Here is a 19,218-nt window from a genome sequence, read left to right on the forward strand (position 1 = left end):
GAGTGCCGCGCGATAGCCGGTCTGATGGCGGTTTTTCAGCGTGTTTGCGGCTGTGGCCGCATGCCGAGCGCGCCTGAGCCGGTTGCCGGCGCTGCGCGGCGATTGCGCGCACCCGCGCGGGCAGGGCATGCGGCATTGGGATCAGTCGGGGCAGGGCGCCCGCTTACCTGCACGGCAGGCCGCGTGGTTTGGCGCAGCGCCTGCCTGGCTAACCGGGAATGCTGCAACGCCGCCGCGACCGCTGGGGTCGCAGTGCGGACAATGCTCAGTTGCGTTGCGTGGTGCGCACGCTGGCGACCGATTGCTGCAGGGCCTGCAGTTCGGTCCACAGCACATGGCGCGTGTCGCCGGCATGGCCCAGCGACAGGGCCTGCGCGTATTGCAGGTCGCCCTCGTGCAGGGCGCGGTTGGCCTGCCGATGCTGCGCCAGGTAGTGACCCAACTGCTGCTGCACCAGCGCAAACTGGCGCGCCTGCTCGCCCTGCGGCGCGCTGGCCTGGAAATAGCCTGCATGTCGTGCAATGCGTTGACGCAGCTGACCCAGGCGCTCGTCGTAGGCCTCGATGCGGGCGGGATCGTGCGCGGCGGCAAGCTGCGCACGCTGGTCGTCGCGCAACTGCACCAGGTCGATGGCGAGCGACTGCAACGCGCTCATCGGGATGTTGTCCAGCAGGACCGAAACCGGCGCGGCCGGCGCTGCAAAGGAGGGCGGTAACCAGACGCTGGCAGCCAGCAGCGCGACGGCGAACACCGAGCCCAGCATGTGGCGGGCAGGGCGGGGTGAGTTGACGGTAGGCATGCGGACTTCCTTGGACGTGGCGCGGGCCAGGCAGCCCTCATTGCTCCTGGTATCGGCCGTCGAAGCTTGTGCTTGATCACCTTTCGACCAACGGCAGCATTGCCAGGCGATCGCAGGGATGCTGTGGTGCGTCTGTGAGTCGCTGCCGGATGGCAAGACGCCCCGACAGGATCGGGGCGTTGCGGGTGCCGATGTAGAGGTGCCAGACCCGACAGCGCGGTTGCCTGTTCCCGCGCACGACAGTGGCGTGCAGCCCCTGGGGAGGGGACGAAGGCAGCCTCGTTTGGCTTAAACCACGGCCAGATGCCGCGGGGCGGGTTGGCGGCTTGCCGGCGACAGCGCAGCATGCGGCTGGATCTTGAAGATCGCCACCGCATCGGACAGCTGGCCAGCCTGTGTTTCCATCGTACGCGCAGCGGCGGTGGCTTCCTCCACCAATGCCGCGTTCTGCTGGGTGGCCTCGTCCATCTGGGTGACGGTCAGGTTGACCTGTTCGATGCCGGCCGACTGCTCCTGCGAGGCGGCGGAGATTTCGCCCATGATGTCGGTCACGCGCTGCACCGAAGACACGATGTCGGCCATGGTCTTGCCGGCCTGATCCACCAGCGCCGAGCCCTGCGCCACCTTGCCGACCGAATCGTCGATCAGCTGCTTGATTTCCTTGGCCGCACCGGCCGAGCGCTGCGCCAGCGTGCGTACTTCCGAGGCGACCACGGCGAACCCGCGCCCCTGTTCGCCGGCACGCGCCGCCTCCACCGCCGCGTTCAAGGCCAGGATATTGGTCTGGAACGCGATACCGTCGATGACGCTGATGATGTCGGCGATCTTCTTGGAAGACACCTCGATCCCGGACATGGTGGTGACCACCTGTGCGACCACGCTGCCGCCTTGCGAGGCCACCGCGGCGGCGCCGATCGCCAGCTGGTTGGCCTGGCGCGCATGCTCGGCGTTCTGCCGCACGGTGGAGGTGAGCTCCTCCATCGAGGCGGCGGTTTCTTCCAGGTTGGCCGCCTGCTGCTCGGTGCGCTGCGACAGGTCCTGGTTGCCGGCGGCGATGTCGCTGGCGGCCGAATTGATCGAGCCGGCGGCCTGCTGGATGCGCCCGACGATGCTGGCCAGTTGCTCGGTGGTGGCGTTGGCATCGTCGCGCATCTGCGCGAAGACGCCGTTGAACTGGCCGTGCATGCGTGCGGTCAGGTCGCCGGCGGCAATCGCCTGCAACAGCGTCGACAGGGAGCGCAGGTTGGCATCGGCGGTGGCCATCAGCTGATTGAGGCTGTCCACCATCGCGTGGAAATCGTACTGGAAACGCTGCGCATCGCCGCGCACGCTGAAGTCGCCGTTGGCAGCGGCCTGTGCGAGCAGCCTGATCTCGCTGTTCATCGCCGACAGGTTGTGCTTGACCGTATCCATGGTCTGACTGAGCACGGCTTTTTCGCCGGGCAGGCGGTCCATGTCCTGGCTCAGATCGCCGACTGCATAGCGCGACATGATCTGCGCCAGCTTCATCTTCACCGCGATATGCGAGCCGACCAGACTGTTGGTGTCGTGCACCATGGTGCCGTAATCGCCCGGAAATGCGCTTTGATCCATGCGGTAGCTGATCTCGCCGGCCTCGTGGCGTTGCGCCATTTCCGATTGCGCCGCCAACACTGCCTGCAGTTGTCGCTGCATGTCCTGCATGCTGCGCAGCAGCTGGCCCGCTTCGTCGCGGCTGTCGACATGGATGGCGTTATCCAGCTTGCCTTGGGCGATGGCGCCGGCCACCCGCGTGGCGCGACCGAGCGGCCCGGCGATGCTGCGGGCGATGAACCAGCCTGCGGACGCGGCCAGCAGCACCGCCAGCGTCATCGCTGCGAGCATGATGCGCACCGAGGTTTGATACGCCGCTTCGGCCATGGCGATTTCGGCATTCATCTGCGCGGTATTGAACTTGGTCAGCTCCACCAGCTTGGCGAACAGATCCCGACGTGCGGGGCGCGACTGCTCGTCGGACACGGTGTTGGCGGTGACCAGGTCGCCGGCACGCACGGCTGCGCCAAGCGCCGCGTTGGCCTTGTAGTAGTCGGCGAGCTTCTGCTTGACCGCCTCGTACAGCTCGGCCTCCTTGCCCGGCTGCGTGGTCCTGGCATACGCAGTCTGCGCGATCTCGACCTCGCTGCGGGCCTTGTCCATGCGCTCGAAGTAGTTCTGCACCGCCTTCGGGTCGTCTGCGTGCGCAAGTTGCGCGAGCTCGTAGGTGCGGAATTCGCCAAGCAGCGCGCGCATTTCGCTGAGCTGTTGCACCGCCGGTGCCCAGGTATAGCCGATCTCGCGCAGCAGATGCGCACTGGATTGCATGCGTGTCAGCGCGAATACGCCGAGGCTGAGCGTGATCAGGACGGTAATGGAAAAGGCAACGGTGAGCTTGCGGGCAACGGCGAGATTGCGGAACCAGTTCATCGAAGTCATCTCGTGCATACAGAGATCAATGGGCAGCGTTGGCGTCTGCAAGCGGGCAGACGCGCCAGGACGGTCGCTGAGTCGGACATGGCCGCGGGCTAGGACACCCCGCGGGTCGTGCCATGCCGCGCGGGTTCGGCGCTGCCGGCGGGCCCCAGACCGCCGGAAACATCACACCATGGTGTTGGATGTGTTGCAGGTGTTGCGATGCGGCGTCCGTGCCGCAGTTGTTGTACTGACTCAGGCGGCCTGCGGCACGCGCAGCGAGCGCACCAGCCCACCGATGTCCACGATCAGCGAGACCCGTCCATCGCCCAGAATGGTGGCGCCGGACACGCCCGGGATGCGGCGGTAATTGTTCTCGATGTTCTTGACCACCACCTGTTGCTGGCCGAGCAGTTCGTCCACTTCCAGCGCGATCTTCTGGCCATCGCCTTCGACCACCACCACCAGCGGTTCCTGCGAGGACTGCTGCCCGCCGAAGCCGTAGTAATCGGTGAGCGACAGGATCGGCAAGTACTCGCCGCGGACCCGCAGCACCCGGCCGTCGCCGGCCATCGAGCGGATGTCTTCCGGTGCCGGCTGCAGGGCTTCGAGCACATAGGCCAGCGGCAGGATCAGGGTTTCGCCGGCCACCGACACGGTCATGCCGTCGAGGATGGCCAGGGTCAGCGGCAGGCGGATCAGCACGCGGGTACCGCTGCCGGCATTGCTTTCCAGCTGCACTTCGCCACCCAGGCCCTGGATGTTGCGGCGGACCACGTCCATGCCCACGCCACGGCCGGACAGGTCGGTGACGGCATCGGCGGTGGAGAAGCCCGGTGCGAAGATCAGGTCCCACACCTGCGCATCGGTCGGGTTGTCCGGCACGGCGATACCGCGTTCGGCGGCTTTTTCCAGGATCTTGGCGCGATTGAGGCCACGGCCGTCGTCGCTGACTTCGATCACGATATGACCACCCTGGTGCGAGGCCGCCAAGGTGATCGTGCCGGTCTCGTCCTTGCCGGAGGCGCGACGCGCATCGGGCATTTCCAGACCGTGGTCGATCGAGTTGCGCACCAGGTGCACCAACGGATCGGCGATCTTTTCGATCAGGCCCTTGTCCAGTTCGGTGCCTTCGCCGATGGTGCGCAGGCGCACCTGCTTGCCGAGGCGGCTGGAGAGGTCGCGGACCAAGCGCGGGAAGCGGCGGAATACCGCATCCACCGGCAGCATGCGCACGCCGATGACCGCTTCCTGCAGGTCGCGGGTATTGCGTTCGAGCAGATCCAGGCCGGCGAACAGCTGTTCGGCATGCGCCGGGTCCAGGCCGGTGGAGACCTGCTTGAGCATGGCCTGGGTGATGACCAGCTCGCCGACCAGATTGATCAACGCATCGACCTTGTCGACGCTGACGCGGATCGAGGTTTCCGCTTCGGCAGCGGCGGCCTTGGCCGGCGTGGCAGCAGCAGCGGCGGCAGGTTCGGCAGCAGCGGCGGGCGCCGCAGCGACGGCGACCGGCGCCGCGACAGCGGCTTCGACGGCCAGGCTCGGCGGCGGGCCGGGCACCGCCATCGGGCGGATGTCCAGCTCGCAATCGTCCACCACCCAGGCGAAGGTGTCTTCGATCTTGCTGCGCGGAATCTTGCCGATCAGGCCCAGATCCCAGGCCAGGTAGGCTTCCAGCGGGTCGATGTTCTCAAAGCCCGGCATGCGCTCCAGGCGTGCGGCAATCTGCAGCGGGCCCAGGTGCTCGAGCTCGCGGATGATGCGCAGCGGGTCGTTGCCGCTCATGAACAGCGACGGCGCCGGGGTGAACCCGATATGCCAGGCCTCGGGTTCTTCTTCCTTCGGCTTGGCGACCGCCGCAGCGGTCGGCGCTTCGCCGGCCAGCACGGCGTTCAACCGGGTATGCACGGCCTTGACCGCGGCCGGGTCGGCCGGGGTGCCGTGTTCGGCTTCGCGCAGCAGGGCGCGCAGCACGTCGACCGAGCCGAGCATGGCATCGACCGCATTGGGTTCGAGCTGGCGCTTGTTGGAGCGCAGCTCGTCCAGCAGCGTCTCCAGCACGTGGGTCAGGCCGGCGACGGCTTCGAAACCGAAGGTGGCCGCGCCGCCCTTGATCGAGTGCGCGGCGCGGAACACCGAATTGATGATTTCCGGGTCGCGGTTGCCCTCTTCAAGGGACAACAGCCCGGCCTCCATCGCGTCCAGCCCTTCGCGGCTTTCCTCGAAAAAGGTGGCGTGGAAACGTTGCAGGTCCATGCTCATGGGCGTGAGATCCGATGGTGAAGCGAGTAAGGATTAACCCAGAACTTTCTGGACGGTGGCGATCAGCTGTTCCGGATTGAACGGCTTGACCAGCCAGCCGGTGGCACCGGCGGCCTTGCCTTCGGACTTCTTGTCGGCCGCCGACTCGGTGGTGAGCATCAGCATCGGGGTGAACTTGTAGTCCGGCAGCTGGCGCAGCTCGCGAATCAGCGAGATGCCGTCCATGTTGGGCATGTTCACGTCGGTCACCACCGCATTGAAGCGTTGGCCCTTCGCGCGGCCCAGCGCAACGGCGCCGTCCTCGGCTTCTTCGACGGCAAAGCCGGCAGAGGTGAGGGCGAAAGAGACCATCTGGCGCATTGACGCCGAATCGTCCACCACCAAGATACGTGCGCTCATGCGGCGTTCTCCACAGATTTCAGGTTGTCATTGGATGCGGAAAGTCCGAGCGCGTCGGTGACGCCGAGCAGACGGGCCGCATCTCTAAAAGTGTCGTTGCAGCCATCGAATTCGGTATGCAAGCCCGCCTGGCGGCGGCTCTGCACAAAGGCGCAGAGCAACTGCACGCTGGCGGTATGGATGCGCCGGACGTCGCCGGCATTGAGCACCAGGTCGCCGTCCTGGGTCAGGAACGCGGCAAGCTTCTGCTTGAGGTCGGCGCTGGTCTCGATGCCGAGATCCTCACCCAATGTCACTGTGCTCATTGTTGCTCCGAACGGATGGTTCTATGCGTACTAACGGCGGGGGGCGGGAAAGCTTTAACGCTGAATCGTTGCGTGTGCAGGTGCGCGTCAGCTGCGCGCTGGATCAATGCAGCAGATGGCTGGCATCGAGCAGGATCATCGGTTGATGGCCCAGCCGCGCGACGCCGCGGAACAGGTTGTTGGAAATGCGGCACAGGCGGGCGTTGTCCGGCGGCTCGATCTGCTGATCGGTCAGGCTGGTCACATCCTCCACCGCCGACACGCGCAGGCCCATGGTTTCGCCATTTTCTTCCAGCACCACCACACGCGTCTGCAGATCCATGTCGATCGGTGCCGAGCCCAGATGCATGCCCAGGTCGATCACCGGCACCACCTGACCACGCAGGTTCATGATGCCGAGCATTGCGCTGGCGGTGCCGCGCAACGGCAGCAGCGGCACCGGCAGCACCACTTCCTGCACCTTGAGCAATTCCAGCGCGTAGGTCTGCTCGCCGCAGCGCAGGCGCAGCCAGCGCGTACTGCGTTCGCTGGCGCGCCGCTCGGCCTGGATGTGCTCGGCCTGGCCGGGAGCCAGCAGCGCCTGCAGGCCTTGCGGATAGATCGGCGACGGCGGTGCGCGGTGCGGTGCCGGTGCAGGGCGCGGCGGTGCAGGAGCGGGTGCCGGCGGGGCGGGTGCAGCATCGGCAAAGGCCGGGTCGGCATCCATCTCCGACAGCAGATCGGCCGCCAGCAGGTCCGCGCCGGAGGCAGCGGTGGCAAACGCCGGGTCGGCGTCCATTTCGGCCATCAGGTCGGCGGTGCTCATGAACGGGCTGGGTGCAGCGGCGGCAAAGGCCGGGTCGGCATCCATTTCGGCCAGGAAATCGGCAGCGATGTCCGCGGCGCTGGGCGCGGCGACCACCGGCGGCCCGAAGGCCGGGTCGGCATCCATTTCAGCCAGGAAATCGGCAGCGATGTCCGCGGCGCTGGGCGCGGACATCACCGGCGGCCCGAAGGCCGGGTCGGCATCCATTTCGGCCAGGAAGTCTGCAGCGATATCCGCGGCGCTGGGTGCAGCGACCACCGGCGGCCCGAAGGCCGGGTCGGCATCCATTTCGGCGAGGAAGTCTGCAGCGATGTCCGCGGCGCTGGGCGCAGCAGCCACCGGCGCCCCGAAGGCCGGGTCGGCGTCCATTTCTGCGAGAAAGTCTGCAGCGATCGCGTCGGCGCTCGCCACCGCGGCAACCGCGTGGGCGGTAGCCGCTTCCGACACGGCGGCCGCTTCGGGAGCCGCGGCAGCCTGCACCGGCGGCTCGGCCAGCGCAACGTCTGCATCCGCAGGCGCCGGAGCCTCGCTGGCAGCAGGGGCGGCAGCGGTGGCAGCGGGGATCTCGACGCCGGCATCGTGCAACAGGCCTTCCAGATAGTCGTCCAGCTCACCGTTGGCGGTGTGGTTGCTCATGCAGCTTGCTCCATACGCATCGCGTCATCGGCCAGCACCCATTCCAGCGCGCGGCGATAGGCGGACAGGCCGCGGCCCTGGTAGTCGCCGCCGGTAGCGGGGACGGTCAGTGCGGCGGCATTGCAGATTCGGGTATCCACCGGCACCGCGTCTTCCCAGACGACGGCGCCGTAGGTGTCCTGCATCTCCTTGAGTGTCTCGGTGCCGGCGCGGGTGCGACGGTCGAACAGGGTCGGCAGGATCGACACCGGCAGCGCGCGGCGACGCGAGCGCTGCACCATGTCGGCAGTCCGCACCATGCTGGCCAGGCCATGCAGCGCCAGCGGCTCGGCCTGGGTCGGCACCACCACGCGGTCGCAGGCGGCCAGGGCGTTGATCATCAGCAGGCCGAGCGTGGGCGGGCAGTCGAGCAGGATGTAGTCGTGCTGGCCGGCATGCCGGGTCATCGCGTTCTGCAGCGCCAGGCCCAGGCCGGGCTGGTTGGCGCTGCGGCGTTCCAGCGTGGCCAGTGCGGCTTGCGCGCACACATAGGACAAGCCGGGGATGGCGCTTTCATGGGCCAGGCTGGCCAGATCGCTCGGCGGAGTGCCGAACAGGTCCAGCACGCCGCGCGGCGGCGGGTCGATCGCCACACCGAACGCGCGGGTGAGGGAGGAGTGCGGATCAAGGTCGATCAACAATACCCGGTGGCCGAGCGCGGCCAGGCCGCGACCCAATGCCAGCGTCGTGGTGGTCTTGCCGACGCCGCCCTTTTGGTTGGCGATTGCCCAGATACGCATCTCACTGCACTCCTTGAATTACGGCGGGGACGGAACTTGTGCCGCTTTCGGTGGTGACGGCCGTTTGGCCGCCGTCAGACTTGGGAAGCTTGGGCGCCCCGGCGGCGGTCGCATGCATCTGCGATGGCGGATCGGGTGCGAGTGAGCCAGCCGAGTCAGCGAGGATGATCAACACCACACGCCGGTTCGCATTCCGTCCCGCCTCAGTGCTGTTATCGGCACGTGCGCGGAATTCTCCATAGCCCACCATCGCCAATCGTTGCGGGGCGACGCCGTCGTCGGCAAACAGGTGCACCACGCTGGCGGCGCGCGCGGCCGACAGCTCCCAGTTGGAGGGGAACTGTGCGGTGGCGATCGGCTGGTTGTCGGTATACCCCTCCACGCGCACGCCATTGGGCGCATCGCGCAGCACCGCGGCCAGCGCCGACAGGGTGCCGCGGGCGCTGCCGGCCAGCGAGGCCGAGCCGGTGCCGAACAGGATGTCGCTGTTGATCTCCACCTCGATCCACAGGTCGTTGCGGCGGATGGTGATGAGTTTCTGCTCGATCAGCGGCGCCAGCGTCTTGCTCAGCTGCTGGGCCACCGCGTCCATCTGCCGCTGCGCGCGCGCCAGCTGCGCCTGGTTGCGCAGCGACACCGGCATGCGCATCTGCGCGGCCATCGACGGCAGCAGGGTGGGGTCGGTCGGCCCGCTGGAGGCGGCCATCGGCGCGCCGGCCTTGATCACCGAGGGGCGGTCGTAATCGGCGCCCAGGGTCTGGGTCTTGCCGATCTGCACCGGGCTGGCGGCAGTGGACGAGCCGCCGAAAGCGGTGGTCAGCGCCTGCGCCATGACCTTGTACTTGCCCTCGTTGAGCGAGGAGATTGCGTACATCACCACGAAGAACGCCAGCAGCAGCGTCATCAGATCGGCATACGGAATCGCCCACGCTTCGTGGTTGCCATGGTCTTCGTGATGTTTGCGACGGCGGGCCATGACGGGACTAATGCAAGTATCCGGCCAATTTCGACTCAATGTTGCGCGGGTTCTCGCCCTGGGCGATCGCGATCAGGCCTTCGATCGCCATTTCGCGCTCGTTGGTGCTGCAGTGGATGACGCTCTTGAGCTTGGCGGCGACCGGCAGGAACAGCAGATTGGCCGAGGCGATGCCGTAGATGGTGGCGGTGAACGCCGCGGCGATGCCATGGCCGAGCATGGCCGGGTCGGCCAGGTTCTTCATCACCGCCATCAGCCCCAGCACCGCGCCGATGATGCCCAGCGTGGGCGCATAGATGCCCATGCCTTCGAACACCTTGGCCGCGGCAAGATCCTGACGCTCCTGGTTGTCCATTTCGATCTCGAGCATGTGCCGCATGGATTCGGGCTCCACGCCATCGACCAGCATCTGCAGGCCCTTGCGCAGGAACGCGTCGTCCTGGCGCGGGAGCTGGTCTTCCAGGCCCAGCAGGCCCTGGCGGCGGGCGATGTTGCTCCATTCGACGATGCGCGCCAGCAACTGCGGGCGGTCGCTGGCCGGCGGCTGGATCACCCAGCGCAGGATCTTGAAGGCGCGCCGGAAAACCGCCGGCGAGGTGTGCAGCAGGATCGCCGCCACGGTGCCGACAATCACGATCACGAAGGCAGCCGGCGACCACAGCGACGAAATGCCGGCGCCTTTCAACACGCTGCCGCCCACGATCGCCACGATCGCGAGCACCAGTCCGATGATGCTGAGTCTGTCCATGGAAGCGATATCGGCGCGAGCCCGGCGGACTTGATAGACGCACTCGGTCGATGCGCCAGAAAGTTGTCGTTTTGCGGCATGGGCCGCTTCCACGCTGGCGTCGATGCAGGGTTGACAGGTCATCGGCGCCTGCGCTTCCGACCAAGGCGTGTCATCGATGCCGCAGCAGGCCCCGCCGTCCTTGCGCGTGTACGCAGGCAACAAGCGCGCGCATGTTCGGTGTGGCGATCGCGTTGGCGATGGCCGCCAAGCGGCGTGTGGCAGGCGATGCCCCCACGTCGATCCAGCCTATTGCTGAGCTCGGTTTCAAACAAGGTGTGTGCTGGCGCGTCGGCAAACCGCTTGCGTCCGGTTGCGGGCAAGGGTGTGTTGCTTGCTGCGATCACGCTGCTGCAGCCGGCAACGCGGCAGGCCGTGCCATGCCGCGTGCAAGCGTGGCGGGCCGGCCGGCCATCGTGGATGCCCTGCAATGCCGCGGGCCTGTTGCGGGGCAGAATGCGCTGCCGCATGGGCTGTGCTACTTAGCTTTCCACGGTATTAGAACGATCTAATTACATCTGCGTGGAAGCGGACGCAAGAGGAGGGGGGGCGCAACGGCGCCGGATATTTTTGTGTCACTTCGCGCAGCGTTCTTGGCGGATCGTTGGATCGACAGGAATCGGCCGAAGCCAATCACTATTGGGAGAGCATGATCGAAATGAACTGCATGCCATTCGCACGCAACCGCAGCACGCTGTCCGCCGGTATCGCCATCGTCTTGTTCGCGAGCGCCGCCTCTACCACCGCTGCCGCCCAGCAGGCCGACGCCACCCCGGCGCCCACCGGCCAGGCCGAGGTGCAGGCCACGGACCTGGATGCGGTGACGGTGACCGGCTACCGCTACGCGATCGAAAAAAGCCTGGAGCAGAAGCGCAACGCCAACGCCGTGGTCGATGTGATCACCGCCGAGGACGTGGGCAAGTTCCCCGACAAGAACGTGGCCGATGCGCTGCAGCGCGTGCCCGGCGTGGTCATCAGCCGCGACGGCGGCGAAGGCAAGAACGTCAGTGTGCGCGGCCTGTCCTCGGAGCTGGTGCTGACCGAATTGAACGGCAACTACATTGCCACCGCCGAATCCAACGGCGACCCGACGCGCTCGTTCAACTACACGCTGCTGCCGTCGAACCTGCTGGGCAGCGCGGAGCTGTACAAGACCCCGGAAGCACGCATCGACGAAGGCGGCATCGGCGGCACGGTGATCCTGCAGACGCGGCGCCCGCTGGAACTGGAGCCACATTCCGGCTTCGTCTCGGCCGAGGGCACCTGGTCGGATACCAGCAAGAAGACCGACGGCCAGTTCTCCGGTTCGTACTCGTGGCACGACAAGGACAACCGCTTCGGTGTCTTCGTTGGTTACACGCAGCAGAAGCGCACCGCTCGCACGCTCAATGCCAGTACCGAGAGCTGGCAGTGGTACGGCCGCGACGAAGTTGGCCCGGCGGTCGATGTGAACGGCAATCCGTCGGACTTCAACGCCAACTGGTGGGGCGGTACCGGTTTCTGGGACCAGAACAGCAATTACTACACCGGTTTCATGATGCCGACGGCGGTCAGCCTGGACGCCAAACGCGAGGAGCGCGAGCGCAAGGGTGGGCAACTGACCTTGCAGTTCAAGCCGACCGACGACCTGACGCTGACCGCGAACTACTTCCGCTTCGACCTGTCGCAGGACTCGCAGACCAATACCATCAAGATTCCCGAGTGGAACATTGCCCGCTATAACGGCGACGGCAACTGGCGCGGCGGCCGTCTGCTCGACGGGCTGCAGTTCGATCCCAGCGGCACCATCGTCACTGGCGCCGCCTACAGCCTGCGTCCGGGCAAGACCTACTATTGCAGCGAGGCGCAGGCCGCCGCGGCCGGCCTGCCGCCGGGCGGCTGGGGCTCGGACGATTGCACCGTGCCGACGCCGCAGATCACCGGCAGCTACAACATCGAGAAATCGCAGTCGCAGACGGTGGACCTGGGCGGCGAATGGCGTGGCGAGCAGGTGGACGTGGCGTTCAAGGTCGGCCGCACCTGGGCCAAGGGCGGGCCGGAGCTGCAGTTCTCCCTGCCGATCAAGCCGCGCCTGCAGAACGCCGACGGCAGCTGGAGCAACGGCAACTTCGCCAGCGCCTGGGACCTGACCGGCACACCGAGCATGACATTCTCGCCGCAGCTGATGCAGAACCTGCGCGACGGCATTCTGCAGGTCGACCTGGGCTCGACCGGCTCGTCCTGGACCCGCAACACCAATCAGCAGCAGTACGCGCAGATCGATACCACCTGGCACTTCGATGGCGAGGTCGTCGACTCGCTGCAGTTCGGCCTCAAGCGTCGCGACGGCGGCATCCACCGCAGTACCGGCAACAACTACTGGGTGTGCCCGGGCACCGATCCGAGCGACTACGACAACCGCTACTGGAACGGGCGCTGCAATGCCATCGCCACCCAGTTCTCGCCGGGCCTGCTGTTCGCGCAGGACAACCTGGCCGGTGGCGTCAACGCCAGCGCGTTCCCGGCGATCAACTTCCCGGGCTACATCGGCTACTTGAACCAGACCTACGGCGCGATGCAGACCCGTAGCGAAGACAACTTCGTCTACAACGTCGACGAGGAGATCTATTCCACCTACCTGCAACTCAACTTCCACACCGAGCGGCTGCGTGGCAACGTCGGCGTGCGGGTGGCGCGCACCGGCCAGCGTGCCGATTCCACCGACAAGGTGACCGCCTACAACGACTACTTCTTCGATGGCGCCGACGGCAATCCGCTGGCCTGCCAGCAGGGCGCCGCCATGCCCGGCGGCGCCCCGGCCGACACCTATTGCGGGACCGAAGGCTACTGGCGTTTGTCCGACAGCGTGCAACGCACCGAGTCGTTCGTGGTCAGCGGGCTGGACCGCAACTACACCGACGTGCTGCCGAGTTTCAACCTGGCCTACGACCTGACCGAGAACCTGCTGCTGCGCGCGGCAGCCGCCAAGGTGATCGCACGTCCCAGCTACAACGACATCGCCGCGCCTGGCAGCCTGGAGTTTTACAGTCCCGAGTACGTGGCCGACCGGCGCCTGACCGGCGGTGCCAGCGAGCAGGGCTGGTACGGCTCGGGCAGCAACAAGAACCTGGAGCCGTACAAGGCCAACCAGTTCGACCTGGGGCTGGAATGGTATTTCCAGCCGGGCTCGGTGGCAGGTGTGGGACTGTTCCGCAAGAACGTGGAGAACTTTGCGGTCGACGTCATCAGCGACGTGAACATGATGGTCGACGGGCAACCGGTCACCGTGCAGAACTACAGCACCCAGGCCGGCGGCCAGGACGCGGTCTCGCAGGGTGTGGAGCTCTACGCGCAGCACACGCTGCCATTTGGTCTTGGTGTGCAGTTCAACTACACTTACAACGATGCCAGCAAGGCGGCGGTGCGGCTGGAGGACGGCACCGAGGTCGGCAAGACCTCCATGCCGGGCAGCGCCAGAAACCAGACCAACCTCACCGTGTTCTACGAGACCGACAGCCTGCTGCTGCGCGCCTCGTACAACCGTCGCGGCGAGCTGGTGCAAGGCCTGGTCAACGGGTTGAACGTCTTTGAGGAGCCTTACTACCAGATCGATCTGAACGCGGCCTACAACATCACCCCGGCGCTCAGCCTCACCGCCTCGGTGCTGAACCTGACCAAGCAGGAATCCCGCTCGCACCTGGGCGAGGACACCCGCGCCCGCTTCTACACCGGCGGCTACGCAGGCCGGCTGGCGTACCTGGGGCTGACCTACAAGTTCTAGCGCCGACGTGTCGCGCCCATGCCTGCCGCGTGGCGGTATGGGCGCGATGGTTCGGTGACGGCCGGACTGCAGTGTTCGCTGTCCGCGACGACATCGTCGCGTGTGCGCGGTCGTTCACCGCAGGATCTCATCGCATGAGGTCTTTGTTGGTGCGAATGCTCTCCCTGTCCCCGGTGCCGTCGCTGGCCACGCCGACGCTGGCTGCCGCACCGCGGTCAAACCGTCGAGCGATGCGGCGATCTAGTCGGGCCTTGCTGAAAAGAAGTGGACCTGGGCCCGTTATTTCGACCCGTTATTTCGACACCACGGGCGACGACTCAGCGCCATTTCGTCGGCGATCGGGGTGATTCATCGGCGGCTTCTGTGGCTTGGTCGCAAGCGGATTGCCACGCCCCCGCGCGGATGGCAACTTGCAGCGGCGATCACGTCGACCTGGAGCCCCGCATGACCCCCGTTGCCCTGTATTCGCCCGATCCAGCCCGCGGCTGGCTGCCCTGGGCCTGGGTAACGCCGATCCTGATGATCCTGTTCAACGCGGCACCAACGATCGCGCTGGACGGGTGGATGCAGTCGCAGCATTGGTCGACGCCGCACGGCGATCCGATCGGCCTCGCTGGCTTGTATGCGCTGTTGTGGATCGGCTTCGCGCCGACGCTGGCGGCCGTGCTCGTCTGGGTACGCTTCGTCGAAGGGCGCTCGCTGGCGAGTATCGGGCTGACCGGTCCGGCGCCGCTGAAAACCTTCCTTCGCGGACTGGCCGTTGGATTCGGCACGGTCGCGCTGGTCGTAGTCGCGATCTGGATGGCTGGCGGCATGCAGGCGGTGGGCTTGGGGCAGGCCTGGCGGTCGCCCGTCAGTCTGCTGCACATCAGTCTGCTGCTCTTGAGTTTCATGTTCCAGGCGAGCGTGGAGGAAGTCATCTTCCGCGGCTGGATGCTGTCGGTGGTGGCGCGCAAGACCAATGTCGCGGTAGCAGTGCTGCTGGTGTCGCTCGTTTTCTGCTTCCTGCATTTCAGTCCGCACCAGCCGCCCCGGGTCATGCTCGGCACGTTCCTGTTCTCGCTGTTCGCCTGCGCCTGGGCGCTGCGGACCGGCAATATCTGGGGCGTGATGGGCTGGCACGCGGGGTGGAACTGGTTGCTCGCGACCGGCTTCGAACTGCCCGTCACCGGCATCGATGCGCACTTGCCGGCGCTGCTGGTGGCGCTACGCCCGCAAGGCCTCGACGCTCTGACCGGTGGCGCGCAAGGGCCGGAAGGCAGTTACCTGTGCAGCGTCTTCTTCGTCGCCGCGATCGCGTGGATCCAGTGGCGAAAGACGCGCGGAGCTCAGAACTTCTCGCCGACCAGCAGGTAACGCCACTGCCCGGGCGGCATCGCCCCGTCCGGGCCCTTGCCGATCGGATGCTGGTTCGCGCCATACCGGCGACGACCACGCAATGGAGCGTCTGCTAGCGCTCGGTGGGCCGGTCGACGCTCCGCTACGGGGCTTCTCGGTAGGGTAGGGGAACTGCTATCCAGTACTAGAATTAGGGATGTTTATCGGGGGTAGGGCAGCTCCCGACCCTAAGCGGTCACTCAAAAGAACGGGCTCAGATTCACTCAAGGAAGTCGACCTGACCCTGAGGTTTCAGAACTACAGCACCCAGGCCGGCGGCCAGGACGCAGTTTCGCAAAGCGTGGAGCTGTACGCGCAGCACACGCTGCCGTTCGGTCTTGGTGTGCAGTTCAACGACACCTACAACGATGCCAGCAAGGCCGCGGTGCGGCTGGAGGATGGCTCCGAGGTCAGCAAGACCTCCATGCCCGGCAGCGCCGGGAACCAGACCAACCTCACCGTGTTCTACGAGACCGACAGCCTGCTGCTACGCGCGTCGTACAACCGTCGCGGTGAATTGGTGAAAGGCCTGGTCAACGGGCTGAACGTCTTTGAGGAGCCGTACTACCAGATCGATGTCAACGCGGCCTACAACATCACCCCGGCGCTCAGTCTCACCGCCTCGGTGCTAAACCTGACCAAGCAGGAATCCCGCTCGCACCTGGGCGAGGACACCTGCGCACGCTTCTATACCGGCGGATACGCGGGTCGGTTGGCGTACCTGGGGCTGACTTACAAGTTCTAGGTCCCAGTGTGTGGCGCCCATGCCTGCCGCGTGGCGGTATGGGCGCGACGGTTTGGCGACGGCCGGGTTGCAGTGGAAGTGAACCTGGAACCGTTATTTACTAGAAAGGCAATATCAGCCCATAACAATCGGCCTCTTTGAGCAGCCCATTGAACGGGCGATAGCTTCGCCCAAGGTGAGCACTGACCCTGCACTGATTGAGTATGGCGGCGGGCAAAAGTCTGGGCCGAAAGGATTTGCGCGGGAAGGGTGGTGCTTCTGATGAGCACGAATGGCAGTCAGACAGAAGCTCTGCGAGCTCGGATTCTGACAGCGATGCAGCGCGACATGGGCATCAGCACAACAATGGTTGAGCCGTTCGTGAATTCAGTGATGAAGTGTTTCGCCGGCGAGCAGCCCTACTTTCCGCACCCAAAGCGCGCGTACCCGGTCGAGCAGATCAAAATGGCACTTGAGGACGGGGCTGCAGTGAGCCAGATTTTAAAGAAATATGACTTGTCTCGGTTTAAGCTTTACAGCCTTTCCCCGGAGGACTACCCGGGCGGGGACGGCGCGTTAAGCGGACTGATCCTTAGGGCCCTTTTTCGAGCTTCTACGCTACCGGTCGATGCGTAATTTCTCTGTTCCAATGGTTCACAAATCAAGTAACATCCCACAAGGGGGCGGAAGTAGTTGCCACTAGTCACAATTTGCTAAAAATTAAAGGGGCGGGATGTATTTTCAAATTGGCAAGCCGAAGTCGCTATATGGACTTCAAATACCGCACCAAGAAATGGCTCAGTTAAAGCGTAATAATCAAATTGCTGTGATCGATGATATGCCTTTCGCTAAGGCCGCGGCTTTGCGGAATCATAAGTTCAGCATAGTTGAGCTGGGTGATATAAGGTCGGTTGATCAAATCGCCGAATACCCAATAATTATTTGTGATATCAGAGGCGTAGGAAAAGCTCTGGATTCTGATTTGGAGGGTGCTCACCTTATTGCAGAAATGCGGAAAGACTACCCTGATAAATACTTAGTATCTTACTCTGGGGCGCAGTTCGATGTTTCCTACAATGAATCTCTCCGGAATGCAGACGCGTCACTTGCTAAGGATACATCTACCGAGCAATGGGTAAGCGCACTAGAGACTGGTATAACAAAAGTTGCGAATCCTCGCGAACGCTGGCTTAGGCTGCGGAAAACTTTTTTGGATCGCGGTGTAGAGCTACATCAAGTCTTTAAGCTTGAGCAAAGTTTTATCAGAGCGGTAGAAGAAAGAGACGCAACTAAGTTTAAGGTCGAGGGGCTACCACCCGAGGTGAGGCAGATTGCAGTTGGCTTCGCGAAAATCGCGCTTGTTCAGATTATCAGGTCGGTGGCAGGGCCATGACCAACTACGATAAGCAACGCCGACGTGAAGAAAAGCTTATCAAAGAGCGCCAAGATGCTCTAGCTAGAGCGGAATCGGCCGAAAATGAGCGTATTCGTCTTTATTCCATCTTGGATGGAATTATGCACGAAACCAGACGGTTAAATTCCGAAATTGCTTCGGCGTGTGAAGAGGTTTCCAAAAATATCGAGAAAAAGGATTACGCGTTAGCGTCAAGTAATGCCGATGATGCTTTTTATACGTCAGGGCTGATTTCTTCTCGTTTAACTTTCGCTGACTATGAAATAAATCCTGAAGCAATCACACGACAAGCTAAGTATAGTGCGAACGTCTATAAAAAATTTGACAAAGCAAGGAGAATATTGGCCCGAAATGCGAAGCGTAGGAAGATTCGAGTAATTTTAAATGGTCCTTCCCGAAACGAGATCAATGTGTTGCCTGCGTTTGAGATGGTTCCGTTTGTGCTTATTGAAAATGCGGTGAAGTATTCTCCCGGCAATCAAGATGTCGTAATAGACGTTAGAGATTCGCCTAGTCCTGGTGTGCGAATAAATGTGCGAATAACATCTACGGGGCCTACAATCGACCCTGAGGAGCTCCCGCGCCTGACTCAACGAGGAAGTAGGGGTAAATCTGCTATAAAATCAGGAATTGTGGGAGAAGGTATTGGATTGTATTTGGCTAATACGCTTGTAAAGCTCGCTAATGGCAGGATGTTAATTTCAGCTTCTCAGGACATGAAGTATATGGTGGATGGAGTGTCCTATTCAGAATTTGAGGTCAACCTTTTCTTTAGCTAAAAATAGGTTCTAGATGAAGACGGAAGAAGTTCTCGATATCATCCGAACAGCAATTGTCAACGCTAAGGATAATGGTGTCGACAAGGTTGCTCTGAATGACCTGGATAAAATGATTCAGGCTCTAGCAGAGGATGCAGCCGAATCCCCTGAGGGAGTCTCAGCTGGTGAGGCGGCCATGGCTACATATAAGGCAAATTTGGACGCTTTGGGTAATTCCTTGCGGTATCAGCATGAGACCCGTTTGGAAATGTTGCGCGCCACCGTAACCACCAGCCAAAGTGCCCTTCGGAGTAGTTTGTTAATCAATGCTGGTGCTGCAGTGGCTTTACTTTCATTTATGGGTGGTATTTGGGGTAAGGGGAGTTATTTGAATGTTATCCCTGGCCTGTCGTACAGCCTTTCGGTGTTTGTTTGGGGTGTTTTAGCGGGCGCGCTGGCTGCTGGCGCTACATATGGTTCTCAAGCGGGTTATGGAGAAGAGTTTGGTCGGTTCAGTGTGCTAATCGGTCGAGTATTTCATGGAGTTGCGATACTGGCGGGCGTAACCGCATATATATGCTTTGGGTCTGCAAGCTGGCTCGCGTACGGCGCATTGATGGCTGGTGCCAACTAATGAGGTTGCGAGTCTAGAGAGAGAAACTGTCAGGCAGTGAATGAGTGATTTGCATTTTTTCACTCGATGCGTGTTTCAACTACTAGGACTTGTCTACGAAGTCCCGCGCGTGCCACTCGCTCTGTCTAAAAGCAAATTAGTTGGTGGACTGAAGAGATTTTTATTCCGTAATGGGGTCAGGTGCACTTATCAGGCAACGGCGCTCGGCTCGCGTGGCCCTTATGGAACTGCGCCAGCGGCGCACGTAGCCGCGCGAGACTTGCCAGCGTGTATTGACACGCCAGACCGCGTACTTGCAATCTAGGCCCAAGGAGCGTCGAAACTCCTCACGTAGCGGTACCCACCTCCGTCAAACCGGTGGGTTTTTTGTGCC

At 63.4% G+C, this 19,218-nt stretch carries 15 protein-coding genes and 1 pseudogene; 7 read left to right on the top strand and 9 right to left on the bottom strand.

What is annotated here, in order from left to right; genetic code table 11:
- Positions 1-265 precede the first annotated feature (265 nt).
- The 9 genes from GGR73_RS04670 to GGR73_RS04710 form a co-directional block, all read right to left on the bottom strand.
- On the bottom strand, positions 266-799 hold the full coding sequence (locus GGR73_RS04670; RefSeq protein ID WP_184455836.1) for a hypothetical protein: 534 nt from the start codon (positions 797-799) through the stop codon (positions 266-268).
- A 288-nt stretch (positions 800-1,087) separates the two neighbouring features.
- Positions 1,088-3,259, bottom strand: a complete 2,172-nt coding sequence (locus GGR73_RS04675; protein ID WP_456362919.1) for a methyl-accepting chemotaxis protein — start codon at positions 3,257-3,259, stop codon at positions 1,088-1,090.
- Between the two features lie 222 nt (positions 3,260-3,481).
- Complete coding sequence (locus tag GGR73_RS04680; protein ID WP_039527454.1) at positions 3,482-5,491, bottom strand: chemotaxis protein CheA; 2,010 nt, start codon at positions 5,489-5,491, stop codon at positions 3,482-3,484.
- Between the two features lie 33 nt (positions 5,492-5,524).
- Positions 5,525-5,890 (bottom strand): response regulator, encoded by a 366-nt coding sequence (locus GGR73_RS04685; RefSeq protein WP_002806565.1) that lies wholly within the window; start codon positions 5,888-5,890, stop codon positions 5,525-5,527.
- Positions 5,887-6,195, bottom strand: a complete 309-nt coding sequence (locus GGR73_RS04690; protein WP_024937684.1) for an STAS domain-containing protein — start codon at positions 6,193-6,195, stop codon at positions 5,887-5,889. Before GGR73_RS04690 ends, GGR73_RS04685 begins: the two co-directional genes overlap by 4 nt.
- Before the next feature lie 103 nt (positions 6,196-6,298).
- A complete protein-coding gene (locus GGR73_RS04695) occupies positions 6,299-7,636 on the bottom strand; it encodes a chemotaxis protein CheW (RefSeq protein WP_184455838.1) in 1,338 nt (445 codons plus the stop codon).
- The gene (locus GGR73_RS04700) at positions 7,633-8,415 is read right to left on the bottom strand and encodes a ParA family protein (RefSeq protein WP_024937682.1); all 783 of its coding nucleotides are present in this window, start codon (positions 8,413-8,415) and stop codon (positions 7,633-7,635) included. The genes GGR73_RS04695 and GGR73_RS04700 overlap by 4 nt, the downstream gene beginning before the upstream one ends.
- Position 8,416: 1 nt before the next feature.
- On the bottom strand, positions 8,417-9,391 hold the full coding sequence (gene motD, locus GGR73_RS04705) for a flagellar motor protein MotD (RefSeq protein WP_039515497.1): 975 nt from the start codon (positions 9,389-9,391) through the stop codon (positions 8,417-8,419).
- A gap of 7 nt (positions 9,392-9,398) precedes the next feature.
- A complete protein-coding gene (locus tag GGR73_RS04710; RefSeq protein ID WP_026064871.1) occupies positions 9,399-10,139 on the bottom strand; it encodes a flagellar motor protein in 741 nt (246 codons plus the stop codon).
- A 643-nt stretch (positions 10,140-10,782) separates the two neighbouring features.
- Between GGR73_RS04710 and GGR73_RS04715 the strand changes: the two genes are divergently transcribed.
- The 7 genes and pseudogenes from GGR73_RS04715 (at position 10,783) to GGR73_RS04745 (ending at position 18,845) form a co-directional block, all read left to right on the top strand.
- Positions 10,783-13,938 (top strand): TonB-dependent receptor, encoded by a 3,156-nt coding sequence (locus tag GGR73_RS04715; RefSeq protein ID WP_184455839.1) that lies wholly within the window; start codon positions 10,783-10,785, stop codon positions 13,936-13,938.
- A gap of 444 nt (positions 13,939-14,382) precedes the next feature.
- Positions 14,383-15,294 carry a CPBP family intramembrane glutamic endopeptidase gene (locus GGR73_RS04720; protein WP_054591200.1) on the top strand — a complete coding sequence of 304 codons (912 nt, stop codon included), beginning with the start codon at positions 14,383-14,385 and terminating at the stop codon, positions 15,292-15,294.
- Positions 15,295-15,568: 274 nt separating this feature from the next.
- Positions 15,569-16,060, top strand: a pseudogene (locus GGR73_RS04725) (TonB-dependent receptor domain-containing protein); the annotation flags it as partial.
- A 261-nt stretch (positions 16,061-16,321) separates the two neighbouring features.
- On the top strand, positions 16,322-16,675 hold the full coding sequence (locus GGR73_RS04730; protein WP_184455841.1) for a hypothetical protein: 354 nt from the start codon (positions 16,322-16,324) through the stop codon (positions 16,673-16,675).
- Between the two features lie 97 nt (positions 16,676-16,772).
- Positions 16,773-17,432 (top strand): hypothetical protein, encoded by a 660-nt coding sequence (locus tag GGR73_RS04735; protein WP_184455843.1) that lies wholly within the window; start codon positions 16,773-16,775, stop codon positions 17,430-17,432.
- The gene (locus GGR73_RS04740) at positions 17,429-18,232 is read left to right on the top strand and encodes a sensor histidine kinase (protein WP_184455845.1); all 804 of its coding nucleotides are present in this window, start codon (positions 17,429-17,431) and stop codon (positions 18,230-18,232) included. Before GGR73_RS04735 ends, GGR73_RS04740 begins: the two co-directional genes overlap by 4 nt.
- Before the next feature lie 13 nt (positions 18,233-18,245).
- Positions 18,246-18,845: a hypothetical protein gene (locus GGR73_RS04745; protein WP_184455847.1), complete on the top strand. Its 600-nt coding sequence runs from the start codon at positions 18,246-18,248 to the stop codon at positions 18,843-18,845.
- The last annotated feature ends 373 nt before the right edge of the window (positions 18,846-19,218 follow it).

Source organism: Xanthomonas sp. F14 (assembly GCF_014199865.1).